The following is a 21,833-nucleotide window of genomic DNA, read 5'->3' as shown; positions in this document are numbered from 1 at the left end:
CCTGCCGGACCGCTTCTCCTGAGGAGAAGCGGTGTCGCTCCCGCCGCCCCGACCTCGTGCCCCACGCCGCTGCTGGCCTGGAGGACCGGAGTCGGGGCGGTCTTCTTTGGGGCCCGGAAGAATCAGTTCCGTACACTTCCGGTGAATAAATACGCGGATTCGACGTGGAGAAGGGGCAGCGGCGATGACGCCCGACGGTCGGGCGAACCCGCTTCCATCTCAAGGAACCTCCATGAACCCGCTTGTCCGCGCCGTGCTGGCCTCGTCCCTGTTCGTCTCGTCCGTCTCCTTCGCCCAGGGGGCGGAGATCAACATGCAGGTGGATGTCGATGATCAGGACATGCCTGGTGCGCGCATCCACGTGAAGGCGTCCGGCCCGGACGGCGAGGAGGGCGCCACCGTGAAGGTGCGTGGCGGCGGGGCGCGGATGGACGTGCGCGTGACGGGGGGCATGACGACGACGGAGACGCACACGGAAACCCGGACGGAGCGGAACACGGAGTACGTGGCCCCCGTGCGTGAACGGGAAGTGCGTGAACGGGAAGTGCGTGAACGGGAGTCCGGGCCCTCGTTCCGCGACTGTGGCACCGGGTCGGACGAAGGCTGCACCACACGCCGGGACGGACAGCTCCCGATGGATGCCAGCACGTGGAGCGGCTTCTACCAGTCGCTCAAGAGCGAGCCCAACGAGATCGTCCGCGAGGAGAAGGCGGAGAAGATGCTCAAGCGCGTCTACCTGACGGCGGCGCAGTTCGGCAAGGTGCTGGACCTGTTCCCCAATGAGATCACCCGCCTGGACGTGGCGAAGGTGGCCGTGCCCCACGTGGTCAATCCGCAGCACGCGCTGGGCTTCTCCTCCAAGTGGAGGAACTCCATCAGCGGCAGCGAGTACACCGACCTCATCACCGAGTAGTCGGCGCAACGAAGCAGCAAGGCCGAAGTGATGAGCCCCCGCGCCTCGTGAAGGCACGCGGGGGCTCGGGCGTTCCAGGTCCGGCGCCGCGCTACGGGGCTACCGCCACGTGTCGTTGAGCGTCACGGTGCCGCTGGCGGGCGTCGTCGAAGCGCGGTTGGCGCCGCTCTCCCAGACGACGTTCCCGGCCGCGTCCTTCTTGATGTACTTGTATTCAAACGCGGTGGAGCCGGGCAGGCCCACCGTCGCATCCCACGTCGGGTAGTTGGCCGGCGAGAGCGCGATGGCCGCCGCCGGGCTCCAGCTTCCCAGCGCGGCGAGGCTGCCCACCACGAAGACGTTCTGGCCCTGCACGGTGCTCGCCGTCGAGCGGAAGGTGACGGCGGCTCCGCTCGTCGCGGTGGTGACGCTCAACGCGCTGCCCTGCGCGGAGGCGTTTCCGGCGTTGTCCCGCGCGCGCACGGTGTAGCTGTAGGCCGTGCCCAGGGTGAGGCCCGTGTCGGTGTACGCCGCCGAAGCGGGCGAACCCACGAGCGTCCCGTTGCGGTACACGTCGTAGCCCGCGATGCCGCTGGCGTCCGTGGACGCCGTCCACGTCAGGCTCACCGTCGTGGCCGTCTTGGACGGAGCGGTGAGGCCCGTGGGGACGCTCGGGGCGGTGGTGTCGGTGGAGGGCGCGCCCGCGGTGATGACGCCCGCGGTGAACGTGGAGGTGCCCTCGGGCAGGAAGTAGTTGAGCCCGCCGTTGTTGTCCCACGTGCCGCCGCCGTTGTTGAAGACGGCCTCCAGTTGCGTGGCGCTGCCCAGGCTGACGGTGAGCTTCGCGTAGCCGGCCACCTCCGCGTTGGGCATGGCCACGCCCGGGGTCGTCGTCCACGTGCCGCCCGCCGGGCGATAGTGCATATACGGCGTGGTGAAGCCCTTCTTGTAATAGACGGTCGCGGTGCTGCCCGTGCTGGTGGTGACGGACAGCGCGGTGCTGGCGGCGGACGTGTTGCCTGCCGCGTCCTTCGCCTTCACCGTGTAGCTGTAGGCGACGTTGCTGGACAGCCCGGTGTCCGTGAACGCGGCGCTGGTGGGCGTGCCCACCTGGGTGCCGTTGCGGAACACGAGGTATCCCGTCACGCCCACGTTGTCCGTGGAGGCCGTCCAGGACAGCGACACGGACGTGTCCGTCTTCGACGGTGCGGTGAGGCCCGTGGGCGTGGAGGGCGCCGTGGCGTCCACCACCGGTCCGCCCGGGGTGATGGTGCCGGCGTTGAACGTGGAGGTGCCCGCGGGGAACAGGTAGTTCAGGCCGTTGTTGTTGTCCCACGTGCCGCTGCCGTTGTTGAAGACGGCCTCCAACTTGTCCACCGCGCCCAGGTTGACGGTGTACTTCGCGTAGCCGGCCACCTCCGCGTCCGGCATGGCCACGCCGGGCGCCACGGTCCACGTGCCGCCCGCCGGACGGTGGTGCAGGTACGGCGTGGCGAAGCCCTTCTTGTAATAGACGGTGGTGGTGTAGCCGGTGCCCGTCGTCACCGGGAGCGCGGTGCTGGCGGCGGACGTGTTGCCCGCCGCGTCCTGGGCCTTCACCGTGTAGAGGTACGTCGTGGAGGAGGACAGGCCCGTGTCCGTGTAGGTCGTCCCGGTGACCGAAGCCACCTGCACGCCCTCGCGCAGCACGAGGTAGCCGGCGACGGCGTAGTCATCCGTGGAGGCCGTCCAGGACAGCGCGACCGAGGAGCTCGTCACCGCCCCGGACGCAAGCCCGGTGGGCACCGACGGCGCCGTGGTGTCCGGAGCCTTCGTGGTGACGGCGAGCGCGCTGCTGGTGGCGGACGTGTTGCCCGCCGCGTCCCGCGCCTTCACCGTGTAGCTGTAGGCCGTGTTCGGCGTCAGGCCGGAGTCCGTGAAGGCCGGCGTGGTGCTGGTGCCCACCTGCGTCCCGCCCCGGAACACGAGATAGTCCGCGACGCCCACGTCGTCCGTGGAGGCCGTCCACGTGAGCTTCACCGAGCGGTCCGTGCGCGTGGCCGCCACGAGCCCCGTGGGCGTGGAGGGCGCGGCGGTGTCCACCACCAGGAAGGGCGCGGTGCCCACCACCGAGCCGTTGATGTCCTCGATGTACTTGCCGCCGGTGAGCGTGTAGCGGCCCGCGCCCACGTAGACGGATTGGATCTCGCTGCGGGTGATGTTGCCGCGCGTGTCGGTGGCCTCGATGTAGTAGTCGAGCAACTGGTCGCGGTAGTTGCCCACCGTGACGTAGTAGAGGTCGCCGGTCTCCTGCGCCGGCACCTTCGCCATCACCGCCAGGTGCGCGGGCTGCCAGGACACGCCGTTCATCGACGGGCGTAGGTCGCGGCGCTTGAGGGGATGGTCCACCCACGCACCCACGCGCGTGGTGTCGATGTTGGGGATGCCCGCGGCCTTCAGCGCCGCCGGATCGTAGACCTTGTGCGTGTTGTCCGTGGGGTCGATGGACTTCGCCGTGTGCACGCGCACGCGCGCCTTGATGCTGGCGATGCCGCTCACGTCATGGGCGTAGGTGTAGAGGCCGAACACGTTGTTGAAGTGGTGCAGCGTCCAGCCCTCGGACTTGTCCGTGTTGGCGCTGCCGGGGTTGTACGGCCAGCGATTGGCCCACCACACGGACGGGCCGGTGCGGTCCTGGGTGATGCGGTCCTGCACGTAGGGCTTGGAGAAGTAGAGCGACTGGTTGAAGGACAGCGTCGGCTTGACGATGTCGTCCACGTTCTCGTCGTAGTAGCCGAAGCCGGAGTCCATCGCGGGCAGGAGGAAGTACCAGGACAGCTCGGCGGGGTTCGCGCCGCCGGCCCAGTCGTTGGCCGCGTCGCCCTTCACCGGGAATGAATACATCCACGGGTTCAACTGGTTGCCCGCGTGCGTCACCTGGCTGTCGATGGCGGTGGTGGGCTTCCAGTGGTTGGGGTGCGCGTCCAGCCAGATCTGTTCGGCCGTCTTCGCGTAGTTGAGGGCTGCCTGGAGCTGGGCGAAGTTGCGCTCCAGGTAGTGCCAGCCGTGCTCGAAGGAGACCGTCATGCCCTCCTGCAGGCCGCTCAGGTTCGTCTTGGGCGCCAGGTTGAGGCCGGTGGCCGCGTTGAACGCGGGGAACTGGCCCTTCCAGATGCCCATGGGCAGACGCCAGTGGTGCCACTGCGGATCCGACGACGAATCGCGCGTGTCCACCCAGGAGCCGTCCTGCACGTGCACCACGTCGCTGGCGACCGGGGGGTGGGCCGCCAGGTATTCGCTGATGCCCAGGCACTGCACGCCCCCGGCACAGGTGGCGCTGCGGCCGTTGTACCAGGTGTCGGACGAACCGGCCCGGCCGCCGCTGTTGTCGCCGTCATGGGCAATCACGAAGAACTGCCGCTGCGGCACCAGCCCCTGGAAGCTCTGGAGGTTCACGACATCCACCGTCGCGGAGCCCTCCCAGCCCTCCAGCCAGGAACCGTTCTGGTTCACCGGGATGCCCACCACCCTGGACTCGGCGCCCGTGGCGGCGTCCACGTAGCGCACCCAGTGGGGTGTGGAGGCGAAGGGGTACTTGTTGCGGATGGTCTGCTGCTCGTGCGCCATCTGCGCGCTCACCCAACTGCCCACGCCGCTGGTGTTCTGCAGGTCCGAGCGGTTGGGCGGGGACACCAGCGTGTCCGAGCCCGGGTCGTTGAGGAACGGGTAGTCCTTCAGCGTGCGCGAGAAGTGGTTGTCACCGATGACGGACCACTGGATGCCCAGCTTCGCCAGCGTGGGAATCAGCCGTTCGGAGAACCCCAGCTCCGTGGGAAAGAAGCCCGGGGACGCCTGGAAGCTGCCGCCCAGGAAGTAGGGCTGGGCGAGCGTGGCGCTCTGGTAGACCAAGTCCTTGAGGAAGTAGTCGTTGCCCACCAGCGGCCCCATGCTGTGGTGGCCGGTGAAGTGGATGAGATCCAACGTGCGCTTGCCGGTGGGCGTGCGCAGGGCGTCGTACTTCGCCTTCCACGGCGAGCCCCACGACGCGTTGTCGTAGCCCGCCACGTTCTTGCGCGTGGACAGGTCGTTGACGTTGTTCACCACGGCGCCGGACATCGTCACGTGCACCTGACCGGTGGACGCGTTGGTGCGCATGTCCTGCGCGACGTCCGGCGGCCAGTACAGGTACGCGCCCGTCTTCGCGTTGTGCGAGTAGTACGTCACCAGATCGTCGTGCGGCATGGGCGCGCCCGACGGCAGGAAGTACGTGTAGTTCGCCGGGGGCGACTGCTTGATCTGGATGACCTGCGCGTCGTAGGCGTAACGGATGGGACCGCCCACGGGCGTCGTCGCGTATTGCGAGACGTCGTAGTACGGCCAGAAGTTGGGCATGTGATTGTGATACACGTGCGCCGCGGCAATCGACTGCGACTGCGCACGTGACAACCCGGGGGACACTGCGGACGTCACCGCCGCGAGCAACGCGACGGCCTTCAAACCACGCATGGGGGAGCCTTGCCTGGGATTCGCATGAATGCCGCGAATCCCGGACTTGTTCTAATGCGGTTCCCGCGTGTCTCAAAAACAGGTCGAAGGAAATGGATTATGCCGGGATGCCCACTGTCAGGGTGGCGACGTAGCCCTCCGCCACGCTTCCCGTGACGGTGGCCATCTGGAGTTGCGTCCCATCGCTGAACACGTTGTCGGAGGAGAAACTGATCCGCGACAGGTTGCTCACGCTGGCGCTGTAGCCGGTTGTCGCGAACACGGTCTGGCAGACGTCGGTGGGCAGGGCGATCTGCGACGTCTTGATCTTGTTCTTCGACGAAGTGGCGGTGGAGAGGTTGGGGTAGACCTCGAAGTGCAGGTGCGGCATGCGGCCGGAGTAGCAGGCAGGGAAGATGGAGGTGAAGGTGACCGTCCCCGTGCTGTCCGTCTCCTGCACCCCTCGCAGGTAGTTCTGCTGGGTGAGGGTGTACATGGAGTAGTGGCCATCCCGGTCGCAGTGCCAGAGGTAGACGGCGTAGCCCTCCAGCGGCGCGCAGGTGCCGCCGCTGTCCACCAGGGTGAGCTTGAGGGTGAAGGGGACGCCCTCCGCGGTGCCGGAGAGGCCCGCGATGCTGGAGCGGATGTCGCTGCGCACGATGCCGGAGAGCACCAGCGCGTTGGCCCCGTTGGAGCCATCCCCCGGATAGGGACCGCCAGTTTCTTCCGGGACGGAGGACTCGCAGGCGGAGCCGCTGCCCTCGCTGCCTCCGCCACAGCCGACGAGCGGGAGCAGGGCCGCGCCCGCCATCATCCACTTCAGGAGCTGCCTCCGGTCCGTCCTCGCCGCCAGGAGCTTCAGGTCGTGTTCGAGGCCCCGGTCGTGGTCGTGATTGTCGTCGCGCATGCTGCCTCCCAGTGATGCGCTGGAAGGTAAACGGACAATCTTGAGCAAGTCTTAAGCGCGGCCCGGCTTGGTTTCACTGCCCGGGCGGCTCGATGCTGGTGGTGTAGGCGACCTGCCAGTCGGGGTGGCCGAGTGGGCTGACGTAGTTGAAGTCGCCTCCCAGCAGTGGGTTCAGGCCCAGCGTCCCCAACTCGTCGGCGTTTGGCGCGCCCTGCAACTGGCTCAGCGGGCCCGCGCCGAAGTAGCGCCCCAGGTCCCAGTCCGTGTCGTGTGCCATGGCGATGCGGCTGGAGGCGCCAGGGTACAGGCCCGTGGGGATGATGTGGGGGCCGTTGCCGGCGGTGCCTCCGAAGGGATCGAAGCGCATCCAGAACTCGGCGGGAATCTGTCCTCCCGTCCGGGCGCAGGCGGCCTCCGCCCAGGCGACGTGGGACGGGGAGCCGTAGTAGCCCTGGGCCTGGGACCATTCCTGGAGCGAATCGAAGCCCGCGGCCTTCATGTCCGCCCCGTAGGCCTTCGTGTCGTCCGCGAGCTTCTCCGCCGTGGCGCGGTCCAGCTCCGCCTGGAGTTGCCCGGGGGCGATGCCCAGGTCCAGCGGCTTGACGCGGATCTCGATGTGGTCGCGCATCGTGAAGCCGAACGGCAGCTCGACGGCCTTCGTCTCCACCCGGATGGTCTGTCGTTCGCCGGCGCCGCCGGCCTGCTTCGTCGTGACGGCCTGGGCCGGCACCGGGACGTCCAGGGACAGGGCAGGGCGGGCTCCCGCTGCCTTCGGGGCGTCGAGCCCGTCCGCGACGCGGTAGGCCGTCGGGGCGCGGACCGCGTTGTCGGAACGGCGCGCCGGGGTGCCCTCCGTGCTGGCGGGAGCACGTGCCGGTGGCGAAGCGGGCCTGGACACCTTGGACATGGGGGCGACTCGCGGGTGGGCTTCCCGGCGACGGGCCGGGGTGAGGGCATTATCGCCCCGGCGCGCCCGGAAGTTGACGGACCGTCACGGTTCGTCCCGAAGGGGCGCTACGAAGGGGTGACGCCCGCGACCAGGTAGACGCGCAGTTGCCCGGAATTGACGCCGTAGGCCACGTCCACGCCCAACAGCGGCAGCACGACGTTGCTCAAATACAGGCGCAGGCCCGCGCCCACGCCCTGCGCCACGGTGGCGTTGTCGAGCCCGGACTTCGACTCCGGCAGGTAGCCGCGGATGACGCGCCCGTTGGCGTCGGTCAGGGTGCCATTGTTGGGCAGGTCGCGAAAGGCGATGACGCCCGTGTCGGAGAAGCCCACGCCCCGGAACGCCAGCGATTTGATGGAGAAGAGCGGGAAGTGGTACTCGGCCGTGAAGGTGAGCCGGGTGTCGCCGCGGAACTGGCGGTACTGGAAGCCGCGAAGGGTGTTGCCGCCCATCACCAATTCCTGGTGGAAGGGCAGGTCCTTTCCCACGGCCAGCTCACCGCGCAGGATGAGGTTCTGCTCGGTGAAGAAGCGCAGGCCCTGACGGTAGAGGACGCCGAATTTGCGGTAGCGGAACTCGCTCCACACTCCCGGGACGGACACCTCGTAGGAGCCCTCCAGGTTGAGGCCCTCCGTCACCGCGTGCAGCGTCTGGCGCGAATCCAGGCCCACCATGAAGCGCAGCGACGTGTCCCGCAGCGACGGGCCCGTGGAGAACGCCTGCGTCGTCACCGGCTTCTCCGGATCGGGCGACTGCGCGTCGATGCTGGAGAGGCGGTACTTGGCCGCCGCGCGCACGCGCTCGAAGAGGATGAAGCCCAGTTCGCTGGCGACCGACGCCGAGTTGAGCCGCGTGCGCCGGACGATTTCGGGGTCGTCCTGGCTGGCCCCCGGAAGGTACTCGTCCACGCGATCACTTCGAAGCTGGCCCTCCAGGCTGAATTTGAGCTGCGGCAGGCCGAAGACGAGCGGGTCCAGGTAGCCCATGAACAGGCCGCTCTCGCCGGTGCTGACCTGCGCGGCGGCGGCGAACTTCTTCGCGCGCCCGGCCAGGTTGTTCTCCGCGTAGAGCAGGCCGCCGCCGGTGTTGGCGGACGACAGCGCCACCGTGGGGGCCACCACCCACGACGCCTTGTCCTTCACCTGCAGGATCAACCGCACGCGCCCGTCCTGCCGGGGCTCCGTGCGCACATGCACTTCCTGGAACAGGCCCGTGGCCAGCAGGCGCCGCTCCACCTTCAGCAGCTCCACGTCGTCCACCATGTCGCCCACGCCCAACTGCGCGTAGGAGCTGATGGTCCCGTGCTTCGTCTTGCCCGGGCTGTTGTCCACGATGACCTCGGCCACCTCCATCCTTCCCGGGAGTCCGGAAGTGGACGGTGTGACGTCTTCTTCAGCACGGGCTCCGGACGCGCCCAGGCCCAGGAGGGCCACGGCGAGGACCGACACGCAACGCAGGGGATTCAGGCGGACAGGCACGCCCTGCTCATACCCTCAAGTCGCCGCTTCGTGACGGGTTCGTCGTGACGGGCCCGTCACGGGCGCGTGATGTTCAACGTTCTGCTTCCATGCGCGCCTTCTCGCTGACAATGACGTCGCGCACGTGGTCTCGCAGGGCATGTACGTCCCCGGCGAAGCCCGCCGGGTCGATGGGCTCCAGCACGCGCACCCGGGCGTGGACCGCCTGCTGGATGACCAGCCCGTGCTTGGGCATGGTCCGCGCGGTGCCGGTGAGGACCACGGGGATGATGGGGCAGCGCTGCTGGATGGACAGCGTGAAGGCGCCGTCCTTGAAGGCCTTCACCTCGCCGTCCTTGGAGCGAGTTCCTTCGGGGAACATCAGGATGGGGATGCCACGCGCAAGCCAGCGCTCACACCCGGCCATCATCTGGATGATGCTCGCGCGGTCGCCGCGGATGAGCGGCACATAGCGGTTGAGGTGCATGTTCCAGCCGATGAGCGGCAGCTTGAAGTTCTCCGCCTTGGAGACCCACTTGAAGGGTCGGTAGAGGCCGAAGAGGACCAGGATGTCCCCCAGCGACTCATGGTTGGCCACCAGCACCGCCGCGCCCTTCCAGGGCAGGCGTTCGCGGCCCTCCACCCGCAGGTGCCACAGCGGGTTCACGTAGAAATACAACTGTGCCCAGAAGCACGAGTACAGGTGAAGCACGCGCCCATCCGCGTCGAACGGGCGGGTAATCGCCCACAGCAGGAGGGCTCCAAGGAACAACACCGCGCTGGACAGCGCGAAGAAGGTCCAGAACGCGATCGATAGGAGGATTCGGATAGCCCCCAGTCTGTCATGGATGGGTGGATCCACACACCGTAGGTGAGCATTAATCACACCCGACGCATCGGGCGCGAAGGAGCACGGACCATGGGTTCAGCGCAGTCGGGTGAGCAGCAGGAGCTGTTCCTGGACGACCTCCAGGTGGGCCAGCGGTTCGTCAGTGGCACGCATGCCCTGGACGCGGAGCAGATCCGCGCCTTCGCCCGGCAGTTCGATCCGCAGGGCTTCCACCTGGACGACGAGGCCGCGAAGGACACGCTCTTCGAGGGGCTGGCGGCGAGCGGCTGGCACACGGCCGCCATCACCATGAAGCTCAACGTGCAGGGCGGGCTGCCGTTCCGGGGCGGCATCGTCGGGGCAGGAGGGGAGATCCGCTGGCCCAGGCCCACGCGCCCCGGGGACGTGCTGCACGTGGAGAGCGAGGTGGTGGAAATCACTCCTTCGCGCACGAATCCGGCCCGGGGCATCGCCACCGTGCGCAGCGAGACGCGCAACCAGAAGGGGGAGGTGGTGCAGGTTCTCACCGCGAAGCTGGTGTTGCCCCGTCGCCCGGCGAGCGGGTGAGCTGGAAGGAACGCTTTTCGGCGCTCCGGGTGGAGGTTAGCGTGCGGCTTCGCATCGGCCGTGCCCGTGGTTCCCCGTCCCGCTTCCGAGGAGTCCTTCCATGTCCCGCGGCACCCCCGACTTCGACCTCGCCTCCGTGGACGCGGAGGGCTTCTACCGGGAGCTGAAGGAGATCCGCGCCCAGGTGGATGCCTCCCTGGGCGAGGCGGACGCGGCGCACCTGCGCAAGCTGGAGCGCTGGGGCCGGGTGGCCACGGGGCTGGGCGTGGCCACGGCGTGGATCGCCCCGAACCCGTTGAGCGCGGTGGCGCTGGGGCTGGGGCGCTCGACGCGCTGGCTGCTCATGCACCACGTGGGACACCGGGGCTACGACCGGGTGCCGGGCCTGCCCGCGTCGCGCACGAGCAAGGCGTTCGCCAAGGGCAACCGGCGCTTCCTGGACTGGCTGGACTGGATGCTGCCGGAGGCGTGGGTGTTCGAGCACAACGTGCTGCACCACTCGCACACCGGCGAGGACGCGGATCCCGACCTGCTGGAGCGCAACGCGGAGGGCACGCTGCGGGACACAAGCCGTCCCCTGCCGCTGCGCTACGTGCAACTGGCGCTCCTGGCCATCACCTGGCGCGCCAGCTACTACGCGCCGGAGACGCTGGGGTCACTCCGGCGCAAGGGCCGGCGGGAAGGCGGCGCGCTGACGCGGGCGGAGGTGTGGGAGCTCTTCACGCGCTGCTACCTGCCGTACGCGGCCGTCTACTTCGGCCTGTACCCGGCGGCGTTCCTGGTGCTGGGTCCGTGGGCGGCGTTCAGCGTGTTCTGCAACTCCGTGCTGGCGGACGTCGTCACCAACCTGCACACGTTCTTCGTCGTGGGGCCCAACCACACCGGCGAGGACCTGTACCGCTTCGACAGCGCGCCCGCGAACAAGGCGGAACGCATGGTGCAGCAGGTGCTGGGCAGCGCGAACTACCGCACGGGCGGCGACCTCAACGACTACGCGCACCTGTGGCTGAACTACCAGATTGAGCACCACCTCTGGCCGGACCTGCCGATGCTGAAGTACGCCCAGGTGCAGCCCCAGGTGAAGGCCCTGTGCGAGAAGTACGGCATCCCCTACGTGCAGGAGAGCGTCTGGACGCGCGCGCGCAAAATGGTGGACGTCGTCGTGGGCAAGGCGTCGATGATGCGGCTGGCGAAGGTCGGCGCCCGGTCCACGACGGACGCGAGCGTGGACGCGGCAGCGGCGGAAGCCTCCGCGGCCTGAGTCAGGCGGGCGGCGCGCGGCGACGGCGGGGCAGGGGGGCGAGCGCCACGGGCGTGGCCTCCACCGCCGTCTCCTCGTGGCGGATGGCCTCCGCGTTCACCACGCGCACGCCGTCCGGCTGTACGGGCAGGCCGATGGTCTCCACGAACAGGCGGTAGCTCTCCTCCAGCCGCCGGTGCAGGGCGATGAATGTCTGGTGCGCGGTGCCGGGCATGTCCTCGGTGTAGGTGAAGTACCAGCGCAGTTCGTCCAGGCGTGCGTAGAAATGATCCACCACGGCCTGCTCCTGTTCGGACAGGTGGATGAGCTGGATGAAGGCGCCTTCGGCGTAGTGCGACGCCACCGTCTCCACCAGCGGGCCCCGGCTGCGCAGGCGCGAGAAGAGGATGAACATCTCCTCCCGGCGTGCGGCCAGGCGGCGCATGATTCCGGCGGCGTCCAGGGCGAGCAGGTTGCGAACGCGCGCGGTGGTCTCTTCGGCCTTCTTGCGGCGAGCCATGGTGCGACGCAGCCTATCTTCACTGGCCCTTGCTCCGTGAGGCCGGTGATGCCCGGAGAGGGTATGGGTGACGCCTTTCTCGTGGGAAGGCGGGCGACCGGGCCCGTGCCCGTCTCACGGTGATGCGGCGCGGCAGTGAAGCGCTTGTTACGGTGGGCCACCTATGGTGCTCAAGATCGTCCAGGCAGGGGAGCCGGTGCTGCGACAGCGCGCGCGGGAGCTGACCCCCGAGGAAATTGGCAGTGAGGACACGCGACAGCTCATCGCACTGATGCGCGACACGATGCGGGACGCGCCCGGCGTGGGGCTCGCGGCGCCCCAGGTGGGGGTGGGCTTGCGGCTGGTGGTCATCGAGGACCGGGCCGAGTACCAGGCCGGCGCGACGCCCGCGGACCTGGCCACGCGGGAGCGGGCGCCGGTGGCGTTCCACGTGTTGATCAACCCGAAGCTGGTGGTGGAGGACCCCACGCCGATGGAGTTCCACGAGGGGTGCCTGAGCGTGAACGGGCTCGCGGCGCTGGTGGCCCGGGCGCGCGGCGTGCGGGTGGAGGCGCTGGATGAGAAGGGGCAGCCGGTGACGCTGTCGGCGCGCGGCTGGTACGCGCGCATCCTCCAGCACGAGGTGGACCACCTGGAGGGCACGCTCTACGTGGACCGGATGGAGACGCGCAGCCTCACGACGCAGGACAATCACCGACGGCATTGGATGGGCAGGAGCACGGCGCAGGTGCGCGAGGCGCTGGGGTTGCCTGAACGACAGACAGCGATTTCCCCGGAGGACAAGTCATGAGCAACACGAAGCTGTTCACCCCTCTGAAGCTGCGTGACATCTCGTTGCGCAACCGCGTGGTGGTGTCCCCCATGTGCCAGTACTCGAGCGAGGACGGCTTCGCCAATGAGTGGCATGTGGTGCACCTGGGCAGTCGCGCGGTGGGTGGCGCGGGGCTGGTGTTGACGGAGGCGACGGCGGTGGAGCCGGAGGGCCGCATCTCGCCGCAGGACCTGGGGCTGTGGAAGGACGCGCATGTGGAGACGCTGGCGCGCATCAACCGCTTCCTGCACCAGAACGGCGCCGCGTCCGGCGTGCAGTTGGCGCACGCGGGCCGGAAGGCCTCCACGCTGCGGCCCTGGGATACGGGGAGCCACGGCTCGACGGTGACGGCGGAGAACGGTGGCTGGACGCCGGTGGGACCGACCGCGGAGGCGTTCGAGGACGGCTATCCGAAGCCGGCGGCGCTGGATGAGGCGGGCATCGCCCGGGTGGTGAAGGCGTTCGGTGACGCGGCGGTGCGCGCGAAGGCGGCGGGGTTCCAGGTGGTGGAGCTGCACGCGGCGCACGGCTACCTGCTGCACGAGTTCCTGTCGCCGCTGTCGAACAAGCGGACGGACCGGTACGGCGGTTCGTTCGAGAACCGCACGCGCTTCGCGCTGGAGGTGACGCGCGCGGTGCGGGCGAAGTGGCCGGAAGGCCAGCCGCTGTTCATGCGCATCTCCGCCACGGACTGGGTGGAGGGAGGCTGGACGCCGGAGGACTCGGTGGCGCTGGCGAAGCTGGTGGCGAAGGAGGGCGTGGACCTCATCGACTGCTCGTCGGGCGGCGTGGTGCCCGGCGTGAAGATTCCGGTGGGGCCGGGCTACCAGACGTCTCTGGCGGAGAAGGTGCGCAAGGAGGCGGGAGTCCTGACGGGCGCGGTGGGGATGATCCGCTCCGCGTTCCAGGCCGAGCACGTGCTGGCCACGGGGCAGGCGGACGTCGTCATCCTGGCCCGGGAGCTGCTGCGGGATCCGTACTGGCCGCTGCGCGCCGCGACGGAGCTGCACGCGGACGTCCGCTGGCCGCACCAGTACGAGCGCGCGAAGAACTGACGAGTGAAGTGGGGACGCCGGTTCAGTCGTCGAGGAATCGGCGGTCCCACTGCTGGAAGGTCGCGGCGGGGAAGCCCGGGGGGCCGTTGGGGGGATGGAAGGCCCAGGGCTCCAGGACGCGGGCCAGCTCCCGGTACGCGGGCAGAGGCTGGTCGGGGCCTCCGGGTTCCGGAGCCGGGCCCAGGGTGACGACGGCCCGGGACGCGTCCAGGGACTCCACGGTGGTGCCGGGCGTGTGGAGTTGGGAGCGCAGGAAGTCCGTGCCTCCCATTTCGCTCAGGGCTGGATCTCCAATGAAGGTCATCCAGTGGGGGACGCGCAGGCGGGTGCCGACTTCATAAGCGGTCCGCTGGAGATCCAGGACGTCGACTCCTGGATGCTGGAGCAACTGAGGGACGAGATCCTTCATGATGGTCGCTCCATCCAGGAAGCCCGTGGCCGACAGCCCCACATGCCCCGAGTTGAAGGGAAGCAGTGCGGCCAGCGTGAGTGCTAGATCTCGGATGCGTTGCGGGCCATGTGTTTTCAGCCATGCCGTAGGAAGAATGAATTGAACGGCTGTGACTGCGCCAGGGTAATGCCGAAACGTCTGGTTGTGCAGGTCTTTGCCATCGTAATTGAACTCATACTTGTCGGGGTGGGGCCTGTCGTCGGTGAGCGCAACATGTGTGCGGATCGGACGCAGGAGTTTTGCGCGAATAGACTCCCATTCGGCAGCATCCAGATCCCGCCATTCACCGTCCTCATGGGCATAGTGTGTGAAGGTTTGTTTCCCGGTTGTTTCAAGAAATTTTCGCAATGCCAGTGTGGCGGGGCCTGAGATCTCCGTAGTGGATCTGGAGAAATAGAAGCAGATGCTGATGCTCTCTTGTGTGTAGGCCCTGTCTTTTCGGATGACCTGCATCCGTGGGTTTTCCATATTCAGAAGCCTGCTCCCAACCAGGGTGAGACTCGAAAGACTGCATTGGTCTTGAATGCTTCGATATAGATGTCGCTCTGGTTTCGCCCTTCGTAGGGGTGCCCAGGTGCGTACTCTCGCCAACGAGGATGTTGAGAGAGGTCGATACAGGGGAATTTGAAGTCGTAGACAGCCTGGACCCGTTCTGGGTGTCCTTCATGGAGGACGACGTCTGGCACAAGGGACCCTTTCAATTCGAAGAAGTTTCCGTCGCGCCGAATGATGTCCACTTTATCTGGTGACAACCAGGTCGTCTCCTTGCTGTCTGGGTCATACTTGTAGGTGGGCTCAAGGCTGAATCCACCCGGCCGGAGTTCACTCAACTTCTCAGCGGCACAGCGCAAGGCGACGCGATGCATTTCCTCCCCGAGAATCATGGCCCGGGTGAGGGTCTTTCTCTTCTTGTCGGTGCCCTCTTCCAAGCACTCTTCCCGGGTCGGGCTTCGGGTCCCGAAGTGTTCGAGGATGACCTCGGTCCGGGCCTTGTCCGCGCATTTCTTCATGGCCTCCGTGACCTGGTCCAGCAGCGCCTCATCCAGGAGCTTCGCCGCCGCGACCGCGGAACCTCCCGCGGTCCCCACGGCGCGGATGGCCCGGGGGAGGATGGACTCCTGTCCGGCGGCCTGGGCGCAGGAGGAAGGGTGGGTTCGGCAGGCGCTTGTCGCGGAGTCGAGCTTGAGCCGCCCCTGCCCATGCCCGCAGCCCTGGAGCAGCACCGCGATGGCCACGAACCCCACCGTCCACAGCGGCTTCCAACGCACGGGCGCCTTCCTTCCGAAGTCCGCATAAGCTTTGCCGCATGCTGACCGAGGTGCAGGCAGGACCCTATACCGTGCGCGGTATCTCCGTGGGCGGCGTGTACACGTCGCTCCTCGTGCCGGAACTGGGCGTGCTGCTGGATGCTGGCGTTCCCATCCGCTCCTTCGCCGGCACCGACCGCATCTTCCTGAGCCATGGCCATGCGGACCACGCCAGCGCGCTGGGGTCGCTCCTCGGCATCCGTGCGCTGGTGGGGAAGGGCCCACCGCAGGTCTATCTCCCCGCGGAGATTGAAGCCCCCGTCCAGGAGGCCATCGCGGCGCTGGGGCGGCTGCACCGCATGAAGGCGGATCTCCATACCGTCCCCATGCGTCCCGGTGACACCCTCAAGGTCCAGCAGGATCTGTGGGTGCGTGCCTTTCGCACGCACCACCCCGTGCCCTCGCTGGGCTACCAGTTCATCCGCCGCGTCTCCAAGCTCAAGCCCGAGTACCGCGAGCTGCCCCCGGCGGAGATTGGCCGCCGTCGCCAGGCCGGTGAGCCCCTCTTCGATGAAGTCGAACGTCTGGAGCTGGCCTACTGCACCGACACGCTGTCCAACGTGCTGGAGCGCCAGCCATCCCTGTTCGACAGCCGCGTGCTCATCCTCGAATGCACGTTCATCGACGCGGAGCGCACCGTGCGCGATGCGCAGGAGCGGGCCCACATCCACCTGGAGGAGATCGCCTCCATGGCCGACCGCTTCCAGAACGAGGCCCTGGTCCTGATGCATTTCAGTCAGGCTTACAGCCCCGCGCAGGTCCACGCGACCCTCAAGGCCCGCCTGCCCGCATCGCTGCTGGAGCGTGTGCGAATCTTCGCCCCGGACTCCGGCCGCTGGTTCGGTTGATCTCCAGCGCGGGCCTTCCTGAAAGGCAGCCATGACCCCGCCTCCCGTCGCGTCTCCCTCCGCCCGACACGTCCTCATCGCGGGGGCTGGCATTGGAGGGCTCACGCTGGCCTGCGCCCTGCGCCGCGCCGGCCTGCGCGCCACGGTCCTCGAACGCGCGGACGCGTTTCGACAGGTGGGCGCGGGCATCATCGTGCAGATGAACGCCTCGCTCGCCCTGCGCCGCATCGGGCTGTGCGACGCGGTGGTGGCCGTGGGAGAGCGGTCCGTGGAGTCCGTCGTGCTCGATATGAAGGGAGCACCGCTCACCCGGGTGGACGTGGGAGCGCTCCAGCGGGAACTGGATGCTCCGATGGTGGCGCTGCACCGGGCCCGCCTCCAGTCCGTCCTGCATGCCCATGCGGGCCCGGAGGACTCCGTGCGTCTGGGGATCGCGGTGACAGGCTTCCAGGACGACGTAGCCCGCGTCACCGCCTCCCTGTCCGATGGCACCTCCGTGTCCGGTGACGTGCTGGTGGGCGCGGATGGCTTGCGCTCCGCCGTACGCACCGGCCTGTGGGGGGAGCAGCCCACCCGGTACTCCGGCTACACCAGTTGGCGCGGCGTGTGCCCGGCCGCGGACCTCGTCTCCCCGGGGCACTTTTCCGAATCCTGGGGGCCCGGCGCGCGCTTCGGCATCGTGCCCATCGGCCATGGCGAGGTGTACTGGTACGCCACGCTCAATGCTCCGGCTGGAGCGGAGGATGCTCCGGGACAGACACTCGCCGTCCTGCGCGAGCGCTTCGCCGGATGGCATGCCCCCATCAAGGCCCTGCTGGAGGTGACGCCTCCCGAGCGCGTCCTGCGCACGGACATCCACGACCGTCCTCCGCTGCGGCACTGGAGCCGGGGCCGGGTGACATTGCTGGGCGACGCAGCGCACCCGATGACGCCGAACATGGGGCAGGGCGGCTGTCAGGCCATCGAGGATGCCGTGGTGCTGGCGGAGTGCCTGGCGGCGCCCGGAGCGGTGGAAGACGCGCTGCGTGCCTACGAGGCCCGTCGGCTGACGCGCGCCAACCAGATCGTCGTGCGCTCACGGCAGATGGGTCGCGTGGGCCAATGGGAGAATGGTGCCGCCCGCTTCGTGCGCGATGCGCTGCTGCGGCGCATTCCCGCGAGCATGGCCACGCAGCAGCTCCGGGACCTGGTGATGGCCGCGCGGTGATGCGGCGGACCTGCCGAGGTGCAGGCCCCGTCCATCACTCAACGCTCGATGCGGCTACGACTCCACGCTCCACCGCGAATCGTCGGGCCTGACGCCGAGCCACCCCGTCGGCCCGGGTAGCGTGCCCGGATTGCCAGGGACAGGAGTTCCAGGCCGGGGGCGTGGCTGCAAGGACACATCGTGGGAGGATTGCTGGTCATCGCGTCGCTGACCGCCTGTCAGCGTGCCGAGCCTCCGGCAACAGTCGCGCGGGAGACATCCACGGAGGCTCCCGCCGCGCCGCGCGTGGAGGCTCCTGCCTCCGCTCCGGTCGATTCCGGGACGCCTGCCGCGACGGATGACCATGCCGAGGTCAACGCCCGCATCACCACCGTGCTGGGCGACCCCGCGAAGTACGAACAGGCGGTGGCCTCGTTGCAGCGAGCGGTATCCGCGCACGACGCCAGTGCCGTCTCGGCGATGGTCGCGTATCCCTTCACCGCGAGCATCGGCGGCAAGAAGGTGAAGATCGCCAATGCCAAGGCATTCATCGCTCGCTACGACGCCATCGTCACGCCCGCCGTCGCGCAGGCCATCACCGGGCAGCGCTACGCCGACCTCTTCGTCAATGCCAAGGGGGTGATGTTTGGCAAGGGCGAGGCGTGGCTCAATGGCATCTGCAAGGACCCCGCCTGCAACGACTTCGACGTCCGGGTGGTGGCGCTCCAACCCGCCCCATGAGTCGGGCCTACCGGTTGACGGACGCCAGGAACGGCAGCACCCGGGGCAACACCTTCGCCGCCTTCGCCCAGGCGCCACCGTGGTCCGCGTGCTCGATGCTCGCGAAGTCCGCTCCGGCCTGCTCCGCCACGGCCTTCATGGGGTCGTGGTACGGATCCTGGGTTCCGCAGTACAGGAGCCCCGGCCTTGCGGACCGCACCAGCGCATCATCCAGGCCCGTCGTGTCCTCGCAGGCCTTGAGGCACCACCGCAGCGCCTCCAGGTCTCCCGCTTCGATGGCCTCCGCAAGTTCCGGTGCGCGCCGCGCGGCTGTCAGCAACACCTGGAACCAATCCATCTCCGGCTCCGACGGCAGCAGCTTCGACAGCGCCGCGTAGGCCGTGCGCAGGCCGTTGACCGGATCCCAGCCTCCCACCACGTACGACGCGAGCCGCTCCGGCGCGAAGGCCGCCAGCCCACACACCGTCCAGCCCCCCATCGAATAGCCCCACGCATGCGCCTGGGGAATCGACAGCGTGTCGAGCACCGACAGCACGTCCTCCACGCGGCGCCGAAGCCCGTAGGCACCGGGCTCGTGCGGGGTGTCACTCTGGCCGTGGCCCAGCGAGTCGAACGTCACCACCGTGTACGTGTCCTTCAACGCGGGCACGTACCCCTTGAGCGTCCAGTGCGAACCCAGTTGGAGCAGGCCGTGAAACAGGAGCAGGGGAGGGCCCTGGCCTTCGACCTCGAAGTGGATGCGTCGGCCGGACTTCGTCGCGAAGGGCATGGCTCCCGGGCTCCTCGTGTCTCGCGGTGGCTACAGGCCCGACACCTTCGCGGCGCTGGACACCGTGAAGCCGAAGGCCACCGTCTGGCGTGAGCGCGGCGGCAGGTTGAGCTGGAAGCGCACGATTCCTTCCTCGCTCACCTTCGTGGGCGCGGGCTTCGCGGCGTCCTTGAGCAACGCCACCTCCACCGCCTCCACCTCCGACACCGGCATGCGCTCCTCCACCGCGAGGTCCGCCGGCTTCGCGCCCATGTTGGAGACGAACAGCTTCACCCGCTGCGTGCGCGTGCGCCGGCCGGTGATGCGCGCGACGTCCTCACCCACGTCCACCTGCCGCGACACCCGCAGCGAGTCCTCGCTGCCGAAACCCAGCTTCACCCGCTCGCCCCGGCCGGAGAACTTCAACTGCGCGCGGCCCACGTAGCCCTTTTCACGCACCAGATCCACGGGCCCCGCGAGCAGCACCGCCGGCCCGGTGTTGTCGAACCTCGCCACCCGGTGCACCAGCGGCGACTGCTCCGGACACGCCACCAGCTCCGAACTCGCCGGGGCGGTGAAGACGAACAGCGCGACGCGGTGGGCCTCGCCGTCCGAAGGAACCGTGGCCTTGTGGGTCGCCGCCAGCGTCACCGGCTCGCCGCCGTCGTCCATGCCGGGCAGCGCATCCGCGGCCTTCGTGGCCCCGGCCTCTCCCGTCGTCTGGAGCGCTTCCTCGCGGATGGACACATCCACCACCTGCTTCTCGCGCACCGTCTTGTCGCGCAATGACAGCCAGTCGTCCTGGAGCCGGGGCGGCGTGGCGCCCAGCGTGGGTCTCGCCGTGGAGAACGCCAGCGTCACGTCCTTCCACGTCTCACCCGTGTTCTGCCAGACGACGGCTTCGCACTCCACCGTCACCGTCGCCGCCTCCGGCGTGGAGCGCAGCGCCGCGCGGTAGGCCGGGCGCCAGGCCGCGCAGGGCACCAGGTACGTCAGCGTCAGCGTCGCCGTGCCTCCCGCCGCGTGGCTCACGTCCAGCTCCGCGCGCACGTCCAGCTTGGGCTCCGGCAGCTCCGTGCGGGACAGGATGTCGCGGGTCTCCTGCTCGTGCTGGCGCTGGAGGCGGGCCTCGTGGCGCCGCGCCTGCCGGAGCGCGTCGTCCGTCGCCGTCTGCTCCTTGCGAAGCGTGTCGAGCTGCTCCTTCCACCGCGCGGGGTCCGCCTCGCCTGCGCCGGTGCGCTCGGCGATGGCGCGCAGCACGTCCGCGCGCGCGGCCTGCATCAGGCCCCGCTTCACCTCCAGGCGCCGCACCTCCGCGTGGGCCAGCTCCATCGCCTGCTCGTGTTCGAAGGCACGGCGGGCCAGCGCCGAGTGCTGTTCCCGCAGGGCCTCCGGAAGCACGGCGCGCATCGAGCGGCGCAGGCCGGCCTGCGTCACCATGCCGCCCGTCAGCTTCGCCTGGAGCGAGCGGTCCACCGCCACCGCCGGCAGGCCGTCCACGATGAGCCGGGTGGCGCCTTGCGGCAGCGTCACCTCTCCACTGCGTTCAATGAGGGCCCGGTCCTCCAGGACCGTCACCTTGACCAGGGGCAACAAGATGGAAGTGCGCATCACGTCCTCCGGTTTCCGCCGAGCAGCATCTTGCTGGCGGGCAGCTTCACGATCCACGTCGCCTTCAGGGAGCGCTTCTCTCCGGCGGGGATGCTCACGCGCCAGACGCGCTCACCCTCCACCGCCGCCTCGCCCGGGATGGGCGTGGGCTTGTTCCACGGCGGCGCGACCTCCGTCTCCTCGACCTTGATGTCCTTCTGCGACTCCGGCACCGCGCCCACGCGTTCGGAGACGGAGATGTTCACCGGCCGGTTGAGGTGGTTGGCCAGCTCCACCGACACATGGTGCGTGAGCACCGTGCTGTTGCCGAACATGCCGCCCGTGGCCTCGTCGAAGCGGGTGTTGCGCGCCACCTGGAGCGCTTCCTCCACGCCCAATCCCAGCCGCTGCGTCTCCCCCGGCCCCATCGTGGGCAGCGGGGACGTCATCAGGAACTCGTCCTCCAGCGTCACGTCCACCGGGCCCGCGAGCAGGGGGTGGGGCGTCGGATTGTCCAGGCGCACCGTGCGAAAGACGCGCGGCTCCACGGAGGGCACGCTCACGTACTCGGCCTTGAACTCCACCGGCAGCGTCAACATGGGCACCGTGTGCCACGCCCCGTCGGACGGCACGTCCGCGCTCGCGTCCGCGTCGAAGCGCGCATCGAAGTGCCGCGCGGATTCACGCGGAGGCACGGCCCAGGTGGGCGGCGAAAGCACGTTCACGGCGTCGGCGCTGGCCATGGCCACCGCCACGAGGCTCACCACGTCCACCTGCACGCGCACCGCCGACAGGGCCAGCATCGCCTGGGTGACGTGCGCCGGACGGGGCTGCAGCCGGCCGCGGTGATACGCGACACCGGGAGGGGCCAGCGTCAGCGATTCGTAGTCGAGCAACCCCTCCGCGGGCTCCAGGCGGTCCTCGGCGTGCTCCTGCTCCTCGGGCATCGACAGGTCCGCCATCGGGGCGTCGTCGAATTCCACGGCGGCCTTGCGCTTCTTGGCGCGCTCCAGCCCACCGCCCCCCTTGGGCGAGGGTTCGTTCCTCATCATTTCGCGCGAGACGGCGACCTCTCCGGTGGCGCTCCCGCCACGCGGGGCGGACGCCGCCCGGCCGCCCACCATGGGGGCTCCCGGACGCCTTGGGGGCGGGGGAGGCATGGATTTGGAGGGCGCCGCCGACTGTCGGGGTGGGGCGCCAGGAGCGCCTCCGAAGGAAGCCTCCTTCTCGTAGGAGTCCTCGTCGTCCCCGAGTCCGCCTTCCTCCTCGGA

Annotated in this window: 19 protein-coding genes; 8 read left to right on the top strand and 11 right to left on the bottom strand. The window is 68.8% G+C overall.

The window, feature by feature from the left end; translation table 11 throughout:
- Positions 1-232 precede the first annotated feature (232 nt).
- Positions 233-913: a proline and serine-rich protein 1 family protein gene (locus D7V88_RS12135; RefSeq protein ID WP_120540798.1), complete on the top strand. Its 681-nt coding sequence runs from the start codon at positions 233-235 to the stop codon at positions 911-913.
- A 99-nt stretch (positions 914-1,012) separates the two neighbouring features.
- Here the strand turns inward: D7V88_RS12135 and D7V88_RS12130 are convergent, their stop codons facing one another.
- The 5 genes from D7V88_RS12130 to D7V88_RS12110 all read right to left on the bottom strand — a co-directional run bounded on the left by D7V88_RS12130 (position 1,013) and on the right by D7V88_RS12110 (position 9,444).
- Positions 1,013-5,377 (bottom strand): carbohydrate binding domain-containing protein, encoded by a 4,365-nt coding sequence (locus D7V88_RS12130; protein ID WP_120540797.1) that lies wholly within the window; start codon positions 5,375-5,377, stop codon positions 1,013-1,015.
- A gap of 97 nt (positions 5,378-5,474) precedes the next feature.
- Positions 5,475-6,263: an intradiol ring-cleavage dioxygenase gene (locus D7V88_RS12125; RefSeq protein ID WP_120540796.1), complete on the bottom strand. Its 789-nt coding sequence runs from the start codon at positions 6,261-6,263 to the stop codon at positions 5,475-5,477.
- Between the two features lie 73 nt (positions 6,264-6,336).
- Positions 6,337-7,170, bottom strand: coding sequence for a hypothetical protein (locus tag D7V88_RS12120; RefSeq protein ID WP_120540795.1), 834 nt, complete (start codon positions 7,168-7,170; stop codon positions 6,337-6,339).
- 107 nt (positions 7,171-7,277) lie between these two features.
- On the bottom strand, positions 7,278-8,690 hold the full coding sequence (locus D7V88_RS12115) for a BamA/TamA family outer membrane protein (RefSeq protein ID WP_372241076.1): 1,413 nt from the start codon (positions 8,688-8,690) through the stop codon (positions 7,278-7,280).
- Positions 8,691-8,763: 73 nt separating this feature from the next.
- Positions 8,764-9,444, bottom strand: a complete 681-nt coding sequence (locus D7V88_RS12110) for a lysophospholipid acyltransferase family protein (protein WP_208726244.1) — start codon at positions 9,442-9,444, stop codon at positions 8,764-8,766.
- 144 nt (positions 9,445-9,588) lie between these two features.
- Between D7V88_RS12110 and D7V88_RS12105 the strand changes: the two genes are divergently transcribed.
- Both D7V88_RS12105 and D7V88_RS12100 read left to right on the top strand, forming a co-directional pair.
- Positions 9,589-10,065 carry a MaoC family dehydratase gene (locus tag D7V88_RS12105; RefSeq protein WP_120540792.1) on the top strand — a complete coding sequence of 159 codons (477 nt, stop codon included), beginning with the start codon at positions 9,589-9,591 and terminating at the stop codon, positions 10,063-10,065.
- A 100-nt stretch (positions 10,066-10,165) separates the two neighbouring features.
- Entirely contained in the window at positions 10,166-11,326 is a 1,161-nt protein-coding gene (locus D7V88_RS12100; protein ID WP_120540791.1) for a fatty acid desaturase family protein, read from the top strand.
- A 1-nt stretch (position 11,327) separates the two neighbouring features.
- Here the strand turns inward: D7V88_RS12100 and D7V88_RS12095 are convergent, their stop codons facing one another.
- The gene (locus tag D7V88_RS12095) at positions 11,328-11,825 is read right to left on the bottom strand and encodes a hypothetical protein (RefSeq protein ID WP_120540790.1); all 498 of its coding nucleotides are present in this window, start codon (positions 11,823-11,825) and stop codon (positions 11,328-11,330) included.
- Positions 11,826-11,988: 163 nt separating this feature from the next.
- Here D7V88_RS12095 and def point away from each other — a divergent pair, with 163 nt between their 5' ends.
- Together def and D7V88_RS12085 are read left to right on the top strand one after the other, a co-directional pair.
- Entirely contained in the window at positions 11,989-12,615 is a 627-nt protein-coding gene (def, locus tag D7V88_RS12090) for a peptide deformylase (protein WP_120540789.1), read from the top strand.
- On the top strand, positions 12,612-13,691 hold the full coding sequence (locus D7V88_RS12085) for an NADH:flavin oxidoreductase/NADH oxidase (RefSeq protein WP_120540788.1): 1,080 nt from the start codon (positions 12,612-12,614) through the stop codon (positions 13,689-13,691). The genes def and D7V88_RS12085 overlap by 4 nt, the downstream gene beginning before the upstream one ends.
- A gap of 22 nt (positions 13,692-13,713) precedes the next feature.
- Here the strand turns inward: D7V88_RS12085 and D7V88_RS12080 are convergent, their stop codons facing one another.
- The gene (locus D7V88_RS12080; protein WP_158625069.1) at positions 13,714-14,595 is read right to left on the bottom strand and encodes a type VI immunity family protein; all 882 of its coding nucleotides are present in this window, start codon (positions 14,593-14,595) and stop codon (positions 13,714-13,716) included.
- A 17-nt stretch (positions 14,596-14,612) separates the two neighbouring features.
- The gene (locus D7V88_RS12075) at positions 14,613-15,410 is read right to left on the bottom strand and encodes a hypothetical protein (protein ID WP_120540786.1); all 798 of its coding nucleotides are present in this window, start codon (positions 15,408-15,410) and stop codon (positions 14,613-14,615) included.
- A gap of 38 nt (positions 15,411-15,448) precedes the next feature.
- Here D7V88_RS12075 and D7V88_RS12070 point away from each other — a divergent pair, with 38 nt between their 5' ends.
- The 3 genes from D7V88_RS12070 to D7V88_RS12060 all read left to right on the top strand — a co-directional run bounded on the left by D7V88_RS12070 (position 15,449) and on the right by D7V88_RS12060 (position 18,224).
- Positions 15,449-16,297: an MBL fold metallo-hydrolase gene (locus tag D7V88_RS12070; protein WP_120540785.1), complete on the top strand. Its 849-nt coding sequence runs from the start codon at positions 15,449-15,451 to the stop codon at positions 16,295-16,297.
- A 31-nt stretch (positions 16,298-16,328) separates the two neighbouring features.
- Entirely contained in the window at positions 16,329-17,504 is a 1,176-nt protein-coding gene (locus tag D7V88_RS12065; protein WP_120540784.1) for an FAD-dependent monooxygenase, read from the top strand.
- Between the two features lie 180 nt (positions 17,505-17,684).
- Positions 17,685-18,224: a hypothetical protein gene (locus tag D7V88_RS12060; protein ID WP_147448699.1), complete on the top strand. Its 540-nt coding sequence runs from the start codon at positions 17,685-17,687 to the stop codon at positions 18,222-18,224.
- A gap of 7 nt (positions 18,225-18,231) precedes the next feature.
- On the opposite strand, the gene D7V88_RS12055 is transcribed toward D7V88_RS12060, so the two are convergent.
- The 3 genes from D7V88_RS12055 to D7V88_RS12045 all read right to left on the bottom strand — a co-directional run.
- A complete protein-coding gene (locus D7V88_RS12055) occupies positions 18,232-18,993 on the bottom strand; it encodes an alpha/beta fold hydrolase (RefSeq protein WP_120540782.1) in 762 nt (253 codons plus the stop codon).
- Between the two features lie 30 nt (positions 18,994-19,023).
- Complete coding sequence (locus D7V88_RS12050) at positions 19,024-20,583, bottom strand: DUF4139 domain-containing protein (protein WP_120540781.1); 1,560 nt, start codon at positions 20,581-20,583, stop codon at positions 19,024-19,026.
- Positions 20,583-21,833, bottom strand: a 1,251-nt coding sequence (locus D7V88_RS12045) for a DUF4139 domain-containing protein (RefSeq protein ID WP_120540780.1), incomplete at its 5' end; no start/stop codon positions are given. The genes D7V88_RS12045 and D7V88_RS12050, both read right to left, overlap by 1 nt.

Source organism: Corallococcus terminator (assembly GCF_003611635.1).
Classification (GTDB): domain Bacteria; phylum Myxococcota; class Myxococcia; order Myxococcales; family Myxococcaceae; genus Corallococcus; species Corallococcus terminator.
This window is presented reverse-complemented; position numbering and strand designations above follow the sequence as displayed.